Raw genomic sequence first — 15,596 nt, 5'->3', positions numbered from 1 at the left:
CCTGGCGCGGCCCCCTCCGGCGTCAGAGGGCGAAGTCTGCGGCCGTCGCGGCCGGGGCTCCCTTGATGCTGAACTTGAACTCGGGGGCTGCGTCGCCGCCGGTGTTGCCCGCCACGACGGTGTAGTCCCCGTCCCCCCGGTGTTCCTGGGTGACCAGCAACTCGCCGACCCCGGTGAAGGCCGCCCCGGTCGCGAGCGTGAACGCCTGGTTGCCGGCCACGCCCTGGTTCGCGTCGATGCCGCTGAGGTCGACCTTGTCGCCGGGCTGGAAGCTCGCGATGGTGTCGCCGTTCGCCGCCGACGCCGAGAGGAAGCGGTAGACGTCGGCACCGAGGCCGCCATCCATCACGTTCACGGCGTCGCTGGCCGTGATGGTGTCGTCGCCCGAGCCGGCCACGATGTTCTCGATGCCCCAGAGGGTATCGGAACCGGATTGGCTGCTCGTGACGCTGCCTCGTCCGGCAAGACCGGTGCCGAGGTCGGCCATGATGGTGGCCGTGATAGCCGACATGTCGAGCGTGTCGATGCCGATGCCGCCCCCGACCTCGTCGCCCCAGTAGCTGTCGCTGCCATCCCCGACCTCGGCCACGAACAGGTCGTTGCCGTCGCCGCCGATCACCGAGTCGTTGCCGGCCCCCGCCGTCACGAGGTCGTTGCCGGCCCCAGCCAGGATGCGATCCGCACCACCATCGCCGTAGACCATGTCGTCTTCGCCGCCGGCGAGGATGTCGTCGTCGCCGGCCCCGCCGAAGACCACGTCGCGGTCACCGCCGGCATCGACGAAGTCGTTCCCGTCGCCGCCACGGACCACGTCGGCCCCCTCGCCGGCAAGGATGTTGTCGTCGCCGGACAGGCCGAGGATCGTGTCGGCGCCCGCAGTCCCGGGCAGGACATCGTCGCCGGCGGTACCGGCCACCAGGCTTGCCGGAAGGTCGGCCGGAGGCGTGGTTGTCCCGCCGCCGGTGGTGCCTCCGGTCGAACCTCCGGTCGTCGCGCCCCCGCCCGTCCCGGGCGCGGTATCGCCGTCATCGTCGCAACCGCCACCACCCGGGGTGTCGCCGTCCCCGTCATCGGAGTCGCCGCCGCCCGCGGTATCATCGTCCCCGTCATCGGGGTTGCCACCGCCCGGGGTGTCGCCGTCCTCATCGTCGTCGTCGTCCGTGCCCCCGCCGACCGTTCCGCCCCCTCCGTCGATGGGTTCGTCCTCGTCGCTGACGGCGAAGATGTCTTCCTGGAGGCCGGTCAGGCCGGTGTTGCGCGCGACGATGTCGGAGAAGTTCTGGCCATCGACGATGTTTTGGTAAAAGTCGAAATTGTCGAACCGGTCGGTGTAGTAGAACCGGTCCCCTTCCTGCAGGCGGTCGAACTGCTCGTGCAGCACGACCCAGAAGGTCTGGCCCACGACGCCGCCGTTGATGTGCTGCTCGGCCAGGCCGCCGACCCAGAGGTCGACCCGGTCGATGCCGCTCACGTATGGGGTGCCGTCCGCCCGCTGGTGAATCGCGATGTCGGGATTGGCCGCCACGAAGGCCGCCTGCTGCTCGGCCGTCGTTAGGGTGAGGTCCGGGTAGGCGGCCTTGAACTGCGCGATAACGGTGTCGCTCAATCCGTTCCGGGCCTGGAAGTCTTCCCAGGAGGCATAGGGCGTCAGGTTGCCCGCATACTCCAATGCCTCCCGAATGTAGGGGTCCGCGGACGCCATGAGGTCGGAGCGGACCTGGTTCAAGGAGCCGAGGCCGACGTCGCGGCCGCGAGCAACATTGAAGGCGAACAGGTCGGCGTTGATCCGCACCAGATCGTTGCGCACCGCATCGACGATGTTGAAGTCGACCTCTTCGGCGGGCTGCGTCGCGACGCCGGCCAGGATGGCGTTGGCCCCGAGCTGGGCGTAACCCGGCTGCGGCACGTAGCCGGGCGGCAGGGGTGCCGTGAAGACGTCCGGGGCGTTCGAGGGGTTCAGGAAGGCATCGAAGAGGGCGACCTGCCGAGGCGCTCCGTCGGAACCGATGACCGTCAGCGTCTCGCCGATCAGCGAGTGCCCGACGCGGTACACCGCCGAGGCGAACTCGTGGGAGATCCGGGCATCGACGTCGGGGTTGTAGCCGCCGTGACCGTGCGTGCCATTGCCCTTCATGCCGCCGATGAGCTGATCCGCGAACTCGTCGAAGACCACGCGCTGGTACTCCGTCTCGTTGATCGTCTTGGCGGCCTGAAACACCTCTTCCGGCGTACCCTGGAAACCGGCCTCCACGAGGTTCTCCACGTGGAAGTTGTGGTTGCGCGCCCAGATCGTGTGCATGGCGGTGAGCGACACGTTCTCGTTCGCGCGCCCGTCGCCGGCCACGTAGTGGTCGAGCAGACTGACGAAGGGGTTCGTGTCGAGGAGCAGCGCGTTGCCGCTTCCCATGAAGTTCGAGGCGAAGGCGCTCACCGCCTCCGGGTCGAACGCCCCGGCCGCATTGAACAAAGAGCCGGTCCTGGTCTCGGAGAGGGGGAAATTCGAGACGTAGCTTCGGAAGCTGACGGCTCCACCCGGGAGCGAGGCATCGTGGAAGATCGTGTCCGCATCCCAATGATGTTGGATGAGCTCCCGCAGAGTGGGCAGCAGATTGAAGGCGGGATTGGACGGGTCCGGAACACCCGCGAGGAGGCGCGCACCGACGCCCTGGTTGCCGTCGCTCTCCCGCAGGAACTGGCCGACGAGTTCGTGCGAGCCGTAGGCTTGGTTCTGGTCGACGAAGGGGGAGGTCTTGTTGAGGTGCTGGGGCACGTCGTCGACGATGGACGAGACCTCGCCCCGGGTCAGATCGGCCGGATTGTTGGTTCCGGGCGCGCGCCCGGAGCCGGGCAGGTCGATCTGAACAATGCCGTTGGATGCACTCTTCGGCAGGAAGTCGAGGCCATGGTCGAAATACTGGCCGAACGCCATGAAGAAGATGTTCGAACCGTTGGCCTGGTGCGGCAGGTCGGCCTCCTGCGTGCCCAGCACGTTGCTGATGGCGCGGGGATCGAGGCCGGCGTAGAGCGGATTGAGGGCGTTGTTGTTCGTCGCCGGGTCGAAGGCGCCGTAATGGGCGTCGGTGAGCCGGATGAACGGCTGGTCGGCCGCTCCGAACTCGGGATGGTCGAGGTTGTTGCCGGCACCCGAGAGGTGGCGCACGCCGGCGGCCCCGCTGGCGTCGTCGTCGCCTCCGGCGACGGGCTGCCCGGTGACGAGGGCCTTGATCCCGGCAAGGTCCGCTGCGGTGAGCGCGAAGCCGCCGCCACCGTTCCCGCCGCCCCCGCCGTTCCCGACACCCCCGTCCGGCGGATTCCCGCCGGTGGCCGGCACGGTCCCGAAGGTGGGGGTCCCCGAGCTTGCGAAGGTGATGCTGTGGGAGCCGTTCGTCAGGGTTGTGACTCCGTTCGCCTGCGTCTCCGTGTAGTTCGCGCGGGTCGTGCCCGGCGCCAGTTCGATGACGTCCTGGGGCCGCAGCGTTCCCACGATGGTGTCGGTACCGCCACTGGAGCGGAATACGATCCGGTGGGCCGAGGTCAGGCCCGAGATGTCGACGGTATCGTTCCCCTCGGTTCCGTCGATGGTGACGGTGTTGAGGTTCAGGCTGGTCGTCGAGAAGTTGCCGATCAGGAAGACGCTGTCGCCTGCCCCCGCGTTGGTCGGCGGGTTCGGCACCGAGACCGCGGCGGTCCCGATCCGGATCTCCTCGATCTCCTGCAATTCGGCGATGACGGTGGTGACGGCGCCGATGCCAGCCCCCGTGGTACGGGTGATGACGATCTCGGTGCCGGGGCTCAGGGTGGCGACATTGTTGCCGGCGACCTGCCCCCAGGCGGCGACCGTGTAGACCCGGAAGGTCTCGGCGAGACCGAGGGTGCCGTTGACCACGAGGGTGTCTCCCACGGGTCCCTCGGTGCCGCCCCTCACCACGTCGCGTCCATCGGTGGGGACGAGGGCGACCGGCCCGAGCGCAGCTCCACCGTTCCAGGTCACACCATCGTCGCCGGCGCCGGCATCGATGGTGTCGTTGCCGGTGCCGCCCTGGATGGTGTCGTTGCCGGCCGCGCCGTTGATGGTGTCTGCGCCGGCCCCGCCGTCGACGACGTCGTCACCGGCCCCGGCGTTCACCGTGTCGTTGCCGCCGTTGGCGAGGATCCGATCGGCGCCTGCCGTGCCGTTGATACTGTTGCCCAGGCCGTTGTCGACGATGTTGTCGCCGACCACGTCGGTCGGCGCTGAGACGACGCGCTCGGCATAGCCTCCCTGGTCGGTGAAGCTCACCGCGACACGGACCTGGAGCCCGACCTGGGCCTGCTGCGGCGTGAAGGTCTGGCCGGTCGCCCCGACGATGTCGGTCCAGGCTCCGGTGGCTGACTGGGCTTGCCATTGGAAGGCGAAGGTCGTGGGCAGGCCGTTCAGATCGGCGATTCCGGCCACGTTGGCCCTGATCGTCGCCAGTTCGGTGGGGGTCGTGTCGTTGACGGTCGGCGCCCCCGTCGCGGGCACGTTGGTGAGGAACACGGCCCCGTCCGAGAACTGCGCCCGCTCGATGTTGTGCAACGTATCGATGCCGTCCGAGAACCTCAGGGTCGGGCTCACGGCGAAACCGGTGTGGTCGACCCGGAAGCTGCCGTCGCCGAGGTTGGTGAGGGTGTAGTTGGCCCGCACGTCGGAGAAGACCGCCGTGTCGACGTCGGCTCCTTGTCCGGCGTCGAGGATCTCACGCACGATGTTGAGCTGGCCCGGATTCACCGCCCGCGACATCAGCGCGGCCTGCAGGGTCATCCCGCCGAGGTAGAGTGGTCCGGTGCCGCTCGCGAGCCCGGCCGGCGTCGTGAACATCTGGCCCGCGAGGCTGTCGGCGGTCGCCACCTCGGTGCCGCCAGCGTCACGGATGCTGATCCTGACGTTGAGCCAGCGGTCGCCATCGAGGATGTCGTTGCCGGCCTTACCGGTGATGGTGTCGCTGCCGGCGCCGCCGAGCAGGATATCGCCACCGTTCTGGGGGTCGAATACGGTCGTGTCGGGAGCGAGGCTCGCGAAGGACGTGGCGTCGCTGCCGACGGTCTGACCGCGGATCGCCCCCGGGGTCAGCTTGAGCAATGCCTGAAAGCCGTCGATCAGGGCGACGTTCTGGGACAGCAGCATGCTGTCGGTCGCCGGTCCGCCGACGATGCCGCCGGCGGGGTCGCCGACCGCACCGGTCGGCCGCTCGGTGCCGATCAGGGTATCGTCATGCTTCCAGCCCGAAGCGCCCTCCACGGAGTCGTTGCGGTCGCGAAGGGTCAGGGCCTGCTGGTTGACGAAGCGGGAGATGCCGAGGTCGATGATCCCGTCGTTGGGGTCGCCCTTCTGGATCGACCAATCGAACCCGAGCATGCCGTTGTTGCGCTGGATGCCGGCGCCCTGGACCATGATGTCGTCGCCGGACTCGCCGTCGTAGTCGGTGTCGTTGCCCTGTCCGTTGAGGACGTCGTGGCCGATGATGATGCTGTTGAAGAACAGCTGGGAGTTCTCGCCCGAGAGGCTGTCGAAGCCCTCGCCGCCCTCGATCCAGTCGTCGCCCTCGTTGCCCATCAGGCCGTCGGCGGCGCTGCCGCCCAGGACGAAATCGTCGCCGCGCCCGGCAAAGACCTCGACCGTATCGGTCGAATGCGTGATGAAATCCTTGCCCCCGCCGCCGAACAGGATGTCGAGGCCTGGACCGCCCGAGATGGCATCGTTGCCCTCGCCGCCCCGGATGAACTCGTCGCCGAAGGGGTCCTCGATGACGTCGTCGCCGTCGCCACCGTAGATCTGGTCGGATTCCATCCCGCCATTGAGGTAATCGTCCCCGCCGTCGCCCCAGAGGGTGTCGATGCCCTTATCGCCGATGAGGGTGTCGTTGCCCTCGGTGCCGCCGAGGACGACGTGCTCGCCGCCGCTGAACTTCAGCATCCCGCCATCGGCGCGCCCGTCTCCGTCGATATCGGCGCCCGGGGCCACGCGGACCACCTTCGGGTCCAGGATCTGCAGCAGCAGGTCGTCCTGGGTCGGGTCGTCCCCGACCTGGTTGACCGGATTAAGTTCGAGGATGTGGTCGGCCCGCCCGAACAGCGATCCGTTGAGATGCGAGGAGCCCTCGTCGCCGAGATCGGTGTTGCGCTGCACCAGGGCCGAGAAGGTGTTGGCCTCCAGCTCGTTGAGCAGGTTCATGCCCTGCGTGCGGCTGAGATAGTAGAAGCGGTCGCCGTTCTGCAGGTTCTCCATCTGCGTCTCGAAGACGAAGTTGAAGGTGTTGCCCAGCATCCCGCCGAATTCCATCTTCTCCTCGGCCAGGCCGCCGATCCAGAAGTCGACGTCGTTCAGACCGGAATTCGCGGCATTCCAAGCGCCGGTGCCGGTGAGGAAATCGAGCCGATCCGCGGGCGGCGCGATGGTGTGCGCGTCGTTCACCGGGGTCGACGGATCGTCCGGCACATCGACCGAGATATCGAAGACCAGGGCGGTCGCCGCGGCGCGCTTGCCGGCGAGCGTGCTTTCCTGCGTGATGAGCGCGTGGTCGCCGTAGGCCGCGATGAAGTTGATCACCGAGGCCGGGTTCTTGATGTTCTGGGCGAAGTCGACCCAGCTCGTGTAAGGCTTGAGCTTGGCGTCGGCGGTCATCGCGTAGAACTCGGCGCGGGCCTCATTCAGGGTCGGGACGCCCTGTTCCCGTGAGCGCGCGATGTTGAGCGTCGCCAGGTCGAGCGGGAGCCCGAGCAGGTTGTTGCGCAGGGCATCGACCACGAATTCGTCGATCTCGTTGCCGATCTGGCGGGTCATGCCCCGGATGATGGCGCCGGCGGCCGCTTCCGTGTCGACGCCGCTCGCCGTGAAGGCCAGCGGGTTGAGGAACGCCTCGATGAGGCCGAGTTCCTGGGTGCCCGCGACGGTCACGTCGCCATCGATGGGCTGCATATCGAAGCCGATGCGGTCGATGGTGTCCGTCAGCATCGAATGCCCGAAGCGGTAGACGACGTGCGCGAACTCGGCCGTGATGGCCGGGTTGAGGTCGGCGCTGTTCGTGAACACGAACGGGTCGACGTTGGGCTGGACCATTCGCGCGAACTCCTCGAACACGAGGTGCTGGTACTGCATCTCGGTCACGAACTTGGCGCCCTGGAACAGGCGCTCGCCGTCCCATTGCAGCGCGGCGACCTGGTCCGATGTGGTCGGCAGGGAGGTCAGGTCGACCCTCAGCCATTCGTTGATGAAGGCGAGGTCGCCCGAGGCCAGGATGGTCTGCTTGTTGGCCTCGACGAGCCGGTTGTGCTCCGAGTGGAAGATGGTGTGGACCGCGGTGAGGCCAATGTTCTCGTTCCCGCGCCCATCGCCCGTGATGAAGTGCCGGTCGAGAAGCTCGTTGTCGTAGGCGAGGTTCGCCCCGGTCTGGAGATTGATCCCGACCGCGTTGCCGGTGAGCGTATCCGTGTCGGCGGCCACGGCCTGCCCCTGGACGATGGGGTTGGCGGAATGGGCAATGTCGTCGAGGAAGGCGTGACCGGTCTTGACCGCACCGACCGTGCGGATGCCCTCCGCCGTTCCCTCCTGGAACCACGTGGTGGCGTGGGTCGCGTCGGGCTGCATGAGCATCTGCGCGTAGCCGTTGGGCCCCGGGATGAAGCGGCCGTAGGGGTCGGTCATCAGCACGGGCACGTTGTGGATGTCCGTGTCCACGAGTTCGATGCCCAGCATCATCTTGGCCTGGGCCTTGACCTCGGCCCAGTTCGCGATGGCCTTGCCGTCCGCTCCGCCGTTGAGAAGGTTTCCGGTCGCGAAGGTGACCGGATTGGCGACGCCGTCGCCTGGGGTCACGTCGACCCGGACGTACTCGCGCAGGAAGACCTGGTGCGAGGGATGGGAGGTGTAGGTCTGGTTCTGGTCGATCCAGGGCGTCGTGGTGTTGACCGCGGTGCGGATGTCGTCCGCCGTGCCGAGCACGCCGTCGGCGCCCGGCCCCGCGACGGGGGTCGCCCGGGTCAGGACCATGAAGCGTTGCGCCTCCGGCAGGTCGTCGACGGTGCCGAACACCCCGTCGCCGCCCGCGATCAACGGATCGTCGGGCATCAGCGGAACGATCACCGAGCCGTTGTTCCCCTTGGTGATAAGATCGAGCCCGTGGTCGAAGAACTGCCCGAACAGGGTCATCCACCCGTTGAAGGGCGGCGACAGGCCAATGTCGGGCGACTGGTTCGGGATGAAGGCGATCTCGGTCGCGGTGGGGACGTAGTCCGCGGGGGGCGTCTCGCCGTTGTGAGCCGCCGCATAGGCGGCCTGGGCGATGGGGTTGGCGAACCAGGCCGCGACCGCGGCCGGGTTGTGCGGGCTCATGTCCACGATGAGATTGCTGACCGTCCGAATGCTGGTGTCGATGACCGTGCCGGGAGCGCTGTAAGCGTTGTTGGTGACAACGCCGCCGAGGGCCGGCCCGTTGACGTCGAACTGGCCCGCGCCGGTCGTGTACTGGGTCGACAGGAGGCGTGGCATGGGCTGGTCCGCCGCCCCGAGAAGGCTCTGACCCGGCAGGAGGTTGTTGTTGCTCCCGTCGACGGCGCGCAGGCCGTAGGGAAGCAGGGCCGCGTCCGGTCCGATGATCTCCTGCAGGGTCCGCGTGTTGCCGGGAGCTGCGAACTCTTCGGCGATGCGGATCTGCGTCAGGATGTGGCGGAGGTCGTTGGTATCGACGGTGAACGTGACGGACATGGCGGTATCCTCGGCTCATGGGTCAGCGATGGGACGCGCGTCGGACGCCGCCCCGGAGTTCGAATGGGAAGGAGGTGCGGCGGCGCGCGCCGGCACGGATGCCGTCGAATCGGACGGGTCTAGTCAGTGTGCGTGGGGCTCGGCGACCTGGGTCGCGCCCGTGGCTGTCAGGCGCGCGTGATGTACGTCCATGACGACGGGCGCATTCGATGATCCTGCCGAGCGGTCTTCGGCCCTGATTTGGCGCACATGGAACGTTCCCCGCGAAGTTGATGAGGGTAACGGTTGCCGTCGTTCGGGGCTGCGATTGCCCTTGCGCCGAACCTCGCACAGATTCGGAAAATAGCGATGGTAAAAAAACCCTTAACCCCAAAGGAAAAACCCAACGCTGAAGGTTTTTTCCTCGTCCCCTTTCGCGACTGCTGATATCGGCCAGGGTTATTCAATTGGCAGGCCGACCGGAAAGAAGACGTGGGAACTACGTAATTCCCGAAATGGACAATCCACGCTTTCGGGCGAAGCCTCGGTCTTTCGCGCCCGAACCAGGGTTTACCGGGACAGCATCCACGAAACCGCTTTCCGATTGGTTCGGAGTCTGCCCACGCTCTTTGCCGCGAGCCGGTCCACGCCGACATCGACTTTGCGCATCTGCCGGCGCGCAAGGCGAACCTCGCCGACCACGACAGCGTCAGCGCCAATGCACCGGGGCAGCACTCGGCAATCCCGCTTTCGCGATGCGCTGGCGGGGCGGTCAACGTGTCATCGGATGGGGCCGACCGACCTGTCCGGCGTCATCCCCCCTTGCGCGAGCCTGATCGCGCAAAGCCTGGGTCTCGGCCCCGCCGAATGCCGTCCGACGGGCTGGCGCCATGCGAAGAGCGGCCCCGGGGCCGCCGCACCGCCAATCCGAGCGTCTTTCGTTTGTCTGGGTGGGATCACCGGTTTCCACTTGATCCCTGACAAACTCCAGGGATGCGGGTCGCTGTCCCGGCCTAAGAGAAGGGGATCGATTCCGGATCGGCTTCGAAGCCGCCTTTCGCTTCCCTGAATGCCAACCGTCGCGGCGCCGACGCCGAATTCGGTCTCCATGGCACCCAGGACGGAACCAACCCGCGAAAAGCCGATTGACTGCTACATTGGATCTGTTCTAATTCGTAACTGCGAGCGGCGTCCGAGCCGCACAGGATGGAGATCTCCGACATGGCCCACGCCAAGTGTGAAAGCTGCAAGTTCTTCGACGAGCACAAGGTCAATGGCGCCGCCGCAGCGGCCGACGAGGGCCTGTGCCGCTTCAACCCGCCGGTGAGCCAGCCCGGCCCGCAGGATCACGGCCTGTGGCCGGTCGTCGGCGCCGCTGATTGGTGCGGCCACTTCGCGCCCGAGATGACCGCAGCCGAGTAGGCGCGTCACCACGGAGACGACCGACGATCCGAAGGCCAGCCGCGAGGCTGGCCTTCTGCGTTCCGGCGACCCTCGCTCAGTTCAGGACGCCGGATCGCGATCCGGCTCTAAAGGGTCGACCTCGGACACGTCGTCGGGGAAGGCGAGCACCTCCAGCGGGTCGCCGACCCCGCGTAGGGGAAAGGTGCCGAGGCGGGTCAGGCGGTGCCCGTCGGCCGAGCGCGCCGCGACGGCGCCGGAGAACAGCACCCGCCGGTCGAGCACCTTGGTCAGGCTCTCGAGGCGTGCCGCGACGTTGACGGCGGGGCCGATGATGGTGAAGTCCAGACGCGAGCGGGAGCCGATATTGCCGTACATGACGGCGCCCACGTTCACGCCGATGCCGTAGCCCAGGCGCTGGAATCCCCTCGCCGACCGCGCCGCGTTCAAGGCCCGCATGGCGACGTGCGCCTCCCAGGCGGCGGATTGCGCGGCGGTGCAGGCAACCGGTGTGTCGAGGTGGAAGATCGCCAGCAGGCCGTCCCCCATGAACTTCAGGATCTCGCCGCCGTGGCGCTCGATCGGCAGCGAGATCGCATCGAAATAGTCGTTCAGCAGCGCGATCACGTCGTCGCGCGGCCACAGCTCCGAGATCTCGGTGAAACCGCGCAGGTCGATGACCATGATGGCCGCCTCGACGGTGACGCCGCTGCCGCGCCGCGTCGCTCCGTTGAGGATCATCTCGCTGGCATGCGGCCCCACATAGGTGTCGAGCAGCAGGCGGGTCAGGCGGTTCTTGTGCCGGACCTCGGTCACCACCGACAGGGCCGGGAGCAGCGCGGACAGGAGATCGAGATCCTCGGGCGCGAAGCCGCCGGGGCGGTCGGCCGAGAAGGTCACCACGTGGCGCTTGCCCAGGGTGTAGTGCAGCGGCCAGGCGACGTAATCGGTCAGCCCCTCGGCGCGCAGGTCGCGATAGATCGAATAGTCGGTCTCGGGCCGCTCCGGCTCCTCCAGGCGTTTGCGCACCTGCTCGGCACCGTTGTGGATGTCCGCCGCGGGGCTGCGCTTGAAGCTGTCGGTATCGACGATGCCGTACTCGTAATTCGTCAGTTCGGCCGCCTCGGCCCCGATGCGCCAGAGGATGCGGGTTCCAAGCCAGAGCGGGTGATGCGTCCGCAGGTGGATGGTGGCGCGCGCCACCGGCACGCCCGCCGCGCGCAGGCGGCCGCAGAAGGCGACGAAGATGTCGTCGAGGTAGCGTTCGCCGCGCGTTCCGGCGAGAAGCCAGTCGAGCATCTCCGCGCGCAGGGGCGCCTGCGCGAAACGGCGGATCTCCTCGGGATGCGAGGGACTGTTCATGTCGGCGCCTCGTGGCCTCTCATGGTTCGAGCCGGCGTTTCACGGCCGGCGAGTCTCGGTCTGGAAGTCTCGGCCAGGGAGTCTCGGCCGGCTTCAGTCGGCCGGGACCCGGCGCGAGCCGGTCGTCCCGCCACGATGCGCCCGGATGGACGCTCACGCCAGGGCACCGGCGCAGCGTTCGACACCGGCCTCGGGCTCGACCATCCGGCGCCAGCGCCCCGGGCTCATGCGCTCCTCGCGGGCGAACACCCGGGTGAAGTGGCTCTGGTCCGCGAAGCCGCAGGCCAGGGCGATCTCCGCCAGCGACGGGCCGCGCGTCCGCATCAGGGTCTTGGCGCGGGCGATGCGCTGGCGGACCAGCCAGGCATGCGGGGAGGCTCCGACCGACTGGCGGAAAGCGCGGGCGAAGTGGCTGACGGAGAGGCCGCACTCGGCCGCGATCTCCTGAAGGCGGGGGGCGTCGCCGAGTTCGGCGCGGATGCGCTCCTGCGCGCGCCGCAATTGCCAGGGCGCCAGACCGCCGCGAACCGGGTCCGCCACCGCCGATTCGACGGGCAGTCCGAGGAGATGCGCCGCGAGCGCCCGCGCGATCTGGTCCCGGAAGACGAGGGCGCCGCGATCCGGCCGGTCGAGGGTCGCGACCGCGCTCGCCACGAGATCGTGGATCGTGGCATCGATCAGGACGCGGCCGTGGATGGGCCGCAGGGCCTCGATCGGGTCGGCGAGGCCCATGCTCGCGCCGACCTCGTCGAGAAGTCTGCGCGACAGCCAGACCTGCACGGCGGCGCCGTGGTTCGAGGCCAGCGACCGGACCCGGTTGTCGAGAAGGATCACCGTGCTGGCGCAGAGGCCTTCGGGCGCCCCTCGCGGGCCTGCCCCCGGCAATCCGGCGCCGAGTTGGGCCTGGATCACCAGGCCGTCGCGATAAGCGCCGAGGCGGGGCGCACCGGAGATGCCCGCCCCGGCCCGGAACTCCGAGGGGGCGATGCCGTCGCTCGGCATCGCCATCCGGTGCGCGGGCCGGGTCCCGCCCCCTTGCGGCGAACCCCTCTCCGCCGGTCGCATCTCGCAGCCTCCGAGCCGTTGCATCCCCGTCTCCTCACGCCGGCCTGTCTCGGCGGCGAGGATGGGCGTCGCCGACCCGCACGGTCTTTCGCCACATTGCTCGGCCGTTGCGCGATCCTGCTCTTTACCGGGCCGGATCAGGGGGCGCGCTGGCGGTACTCCCCCGGCGTGCAGCCCGTCACCCGCTTGAAGGCGGTGCCGAACGCGGCCTGGCTCGAGAACCCGGACGACAGCGCCACGTCCACCAGCGGCAGCTTGCGCTCGGCCAGCAGCCGGCGCGCCCGTTCCAGGCGCTCGGCACTGACGAAGCCGTAGGGGGTCTGGCCGGTGACCCGCTTGAACAGGCGGGCGAAGTGGAACGGGCTGAGGCAGGCGGCGGCGGCGAGTTCGGTCACGGTCAGGTCGCGGTCGAGGTTGTCGCGGATGAAGGCGATCGCCCGCTGGATGCGCTCGGGGCAGTCGTGGTCGCCGCACAGGGGGTCGGCTCCGTCCGGCCGGTCGTGCCCGTAGGCCTGGGCCACCCGCGCCGTGAGGGCGAGGGCCGCAGCCTCGACCATCATGCGGCCGACCGAGGTTTCCTGCATCAGCTCGCTGAGGATCGACAGCCCGATCTGCCGGATCAGCGGATCGGGCACATCGGCGAGGTAGCGCACCGTGTCGGCCCGGATGCGGGCATCGCCGTAGAGGCTCGCCAGGGCGCTGAAGCGCTCCGCCGGCAGGTAGATGTGCAGGATCTCCGTCAGGGGCGCCGAGATGTTGATGTCGTCCTCGCCGACGCCGACCGGGCAGAGCCAGATCGTGCCGGCCTCCACGGCGGTGCGCTGCCGGAGGCCGGCCCCCTTGCGGGTGACCCGGGCGCCCGGGTTGCGCCGCGTCGCCAGGGTGATCTCCATCTGGGTCGGGACGATCGCCGGCAGGTCGCCGGCCGGGTGGGAGCGCAGCTCCGCCGCGACGCCTTGCCAGTGCCGTCCGCGGGAGGAGGCGAGCAGCCCGGCCTTGGGAAACTTGTGGGCGCCATGCCGGTGGAGATCCATGCGCGCACCGTGCAATCCATGCGTCGATCGCGCCATTATACAGGTGTATCGGAGACCCGTGGGCAGGGCCCCGCTACCCTGGCGAGCCCAGGTGGATGATGCGGATGCGGCAGGTATTTTCGCGGTGGCCGAGCCGGGCCACGCCATCGGCCCGGGTGGAGCGCGCCGTCGGCCGCGATTCCGGCGCCCAGGGCATCGACGATGACCGCCTGCCCGCCTGGATGCTGGCCGAGCCGGACTCCCGGGCCGGGGCGTGGCTCCGGGCCTTCGGCCGCGCGGTCCCGCTGGTGCTGGTGCCCGCCGCCCTGGCCTATGTGGCGGGTGCGAACCGGGACGATGCCGACGCGCGCCTCGCCGGCGCTGTTGCGGCGCTCGCGATCGTTGGAGCCACGATCCTGGCGGCGCGGCTGGCGCAGGCGCGGGCCGCCAGCGCAGCCGGCCTCGAGGCCATCTTCGAGCGGGCCGGCATCTCGATGTGGCGCGAGGATTGGAGCGCCGTCGGCGACGCCGTGGCGGCGTTGCGCCGGGCCGGCGTGGTCGATCTCGAATCCCATTTCGCCGCGCGGCCCGAGGCGCTGCGCGCCCTGCGGGCGCGGGTGATCATCCGGGACGTGAACCGGTTCACCGTGGAGGAGACCGGCGCCGCCGGCAAGGACGCCTATCTCGGGCCCCTCGACCGGCTCCTGCCCGACACCGACCAGACGTTCGTGCAGTGGTTGGTGGCGTTCGGCCGGGGCGACCGCTTCTTCCGGTCGGAGGCGCATGTGGTGCGGGCCGACGGCCGCGAGGCCGACATGCTGTTCACCGCCATGCTGCCGCGGGACCGGGCCGGTTTCGCCGACATCCTGGTCACGGCTCTCGACGTGACGGGCTTCAAGCAGGCGCAGAAGCGCTTCGCCGTCGCCGACACCGAACTGGCGCGGGCCTCGCGCATCACCACCGTCGGGGCGCTCAGCGCCTCGATTGCCCACGAGGTCAATTCCCCGCTGGCCGCCATCCTGGCCAACGCCCAGGCGGGCCTGCGCTGGCTCCGGCGCCCGCAGCCCGATCTGGCCGAGGCCACGGCGGCGCTCGACGACGTGGTCGCCGAGGCGAGCCGCGCCCGCGACGTGATCGCCCGGACCCGCTCGTATCTCGGCAATGCCCCCCGCGCCTCCGCGCCGGTCGACCTCCTGCGGGTGGCCCGCGAGGCCAACCTGCTGGTGGAGGGCGAATTGCGGCTGCACCGCGCCGCTGTCCACATCGCCGCCGAGGGCGAGATCCCGTTGATCGCGGCCGACGCGATCGGGCTGCAGCAGGTCTTCGTCAACCTGCTCCTCAACGCCGCGCAGGCGATGGCGGAGGCGGACGGCCCGCGCGACATCACGGTGACGATCCGGGCCGCCGGCAGCCAGGTGGCGGTCGACGTGATCGATACCGGCCCGGGCATCGCCCCCGAGCGGCGCGCCCGCATCTTCGAGCCGTTCCACTCGACCAAGGCGGGCGGCATGGGCATGGGCCTCGCCATCTGCCGCAACCTCGTCGACGCCCATGGCGGCGACCTGTGGGTCGATGCCGGGCCGGGCGGCGGGGCCGCCTTCCACTTCTGTCTGCCGGTCGCCGCGTGACCGAGATCGCCCGCGAATTCCCCGCCCAAACGCCCATCGTCGCCATCGTCGACGACGATCCGGCCATCCGCGCGGCCCTGGCCCGCCTGACGCGGGCACTCGGCTACGCGCCGGCCCCGTTCGCCGGGGCCGAACCGCTGCTCCGTGCCGGCCCCTTCTCGCCCGAGGCGGACGGATCGACCATCGCGGTGGTGATCACCGACGTGCAGATGCCGGGCCTCAGCGGCCTCGACCTCCTGCGCATCCTGCACACCCGCCATCCGGCGCTGCCGGTCATCGTCATGACGGCCTATCCCAGCGAGGCCAACCGGGCCCGCGCCCTCGCGTCCGGCGCCTTCGCCTACCTGGCCAAGCCGTTCGACGCCGAGCAGTTCGAGGGTTGTCTTCGCTCCGTCCTCGGTGGCGCCCCGATGTCCTGACGGTTCC

At 69.1% G+C, this 15,596-nt stretch carries 7 protein-coding genes; 3 read left to right on the top strand and 4 right to left on the bottom strand.

Annotated elements, in window-relative coordinates:
- Positions 1 to 22: 22 nt before the first annotated feature.
- The gene (locus tag ASF60_RS06435) at positions 23 to 8,722 is read right to left on the bottom strand and encodes a peroxidase family protein (RefSeq protein ID WP_056182162.1); all 8,700 of its coding nucleotides are present in this window, start codon (positions 8,720 to 8,722) and stop codon (positions 23 to 25) included.
- Between the two features lie 1,200 nt (positions 8,723 to 9,922).
- On the opposite strand from ASF60_RS06435, the gene ASF60_RS06430 reads away from it, so the two are divergent.
- Positions 9,923 to 10,123 (top strand): hypothetical protein, encoded by a 201-nt coding sequence (locus ASF60_RS06430; RefSeq protein WP_056182303.1) that lies wholly within the window; start codon positions 9,923 to 9,925, stop codon positions 10,121 to 10,123.
- An 81-nt stretch (positions 10,124 to 10,204) separates the two neighbouring features.
- On the opposite strand, the gene ASF60_RS06425 is transcribed toward ASF60_RS06430, so the two are convergent.
- The 3 genes from ASF60_RS06425 to ASF60_RS06415 form a co-directional block, all read right to left on the bottom strand.
- Positions 10,205 to 11,464: an adenylate/guanylate cyclase domain-containing protein gene (locus tag ASF60_RS06425; RefSeq protein WP_056182159.1), complete on the bottom strand. Its 1,260-nt coding sequence runs from the start codon at positions 11,462 to 11,464 to the stop codon at positions 10,205 to 10,207.
- Between the two features lie 153 nt (positions 11,465 to 11,617).
- Positions 11,618 to 12,553: a helix-turn-helix domain-containing protein gene (locus ASF60_RS06420; protein WP_156633905.1), complete on the bottom strand. Its 936-nt coding sequence runs from the start codon at positions 12,551 to 12,553 to the stop codon at positions 11,618 to 11,620.
- 113 nt (positions 12,554 to 12,666) lie between these two features.
- Positions 12,667 to 13,563: an AraC family transcriptional regulator gene (locus ASF60_RS06415; protein ID WP_056182153.1), complete on the bottom strand. Its 897-nt coding sequence runs from the start codon at positions 13,561 to 13,563 to the stop codon at positions 12,667 to 12,669.
- 104 nt (positions 13,564 to 13,667) lie between these two features.
- Between ASF60_RS06415 and ASF60_RS06410 the strand changes: the two genes are divergently transcribed.
- Entirely contained in the window at positions 13,668 to 15,170 is a 1,503-nt protein-coding gene (locus ASF60_RS06410) for a sensor histidine kinase (RefSeq protein ID WP_156633903.1), read from the top strand.
- Complete coding sequence (locus ASF60_RS06405; RefSeq protein WP_200935878.1) at positions 15,167 to 15,589, top strand: response regulator transcription factor; 423 nt, start codon at positions 15,167 to 15,169, stop codon at positions 15,587 to 15,589. The genes ASF60_RS06410 and ASF60_RS06405 overlap by 4 nt, the downstream gene beginning before the upstream one ends.
- Positions 15,590 to 15,596 lie beyond the last annotated feature (7 nt).

The sequence above is a fragment of the Methylobacterium sp. Leaf113 genome, assembly GCF_001423325.1.
Classification (GTDB): domain Bacteria; phylum Pseudomonadota; class Alphaproteobacteria; order Rhizobiales; family Beijerinckiaceae; genus Methylobacterium.
This window is presented reverse-complemented; position numbering and strand designations above follow the sequence as displayed.

Coding starts and splice junctions, on each gene's coding strand:
- ASF60_RS06435 (WP_056182162.1), bottom strand. CDS start 8,722: ATGTCCGTCACGTTCACCGTCGATACCAACGACCTCCGCCACATCCTG.
- ASF60_RS06430 (WP_056182303.1), top strand. CDS start 9,923: ATGGCCCACGCCAAGTGTGAAAGCTGCAAGTTCTTCGACGAGCACAAG.
- ASF60_RS06425 (WP_056182159.1), bottom strand. CDS start 11,464: ATGAACAGTCCCTCGCATCCCGAGGAGATCCGCCGTTTCGCGCAGGCG.
- ASF60_RS06420 (WP_156633905.1), bottom strand. CDS start 12,553: ATGCAACGGCTCGGAGGCTGCGAGATGCGACCGGCGGAGAGGGGTTCG.
- ASF60_RS06415 (WP_056182153.1), bottom strand. CDS start 13,563: ATGGATCTCCACCGGCATGGCGCCCACAAGTTTCCCAAGGCCGGGCTG.
- ASF60_RS06410 (WP_156633903.1), top strand. CDS start 13,668: ATGCGGCAGGTATTTTCGCGGTGGCCGAGCCGGGCCACGCCATCGGCC.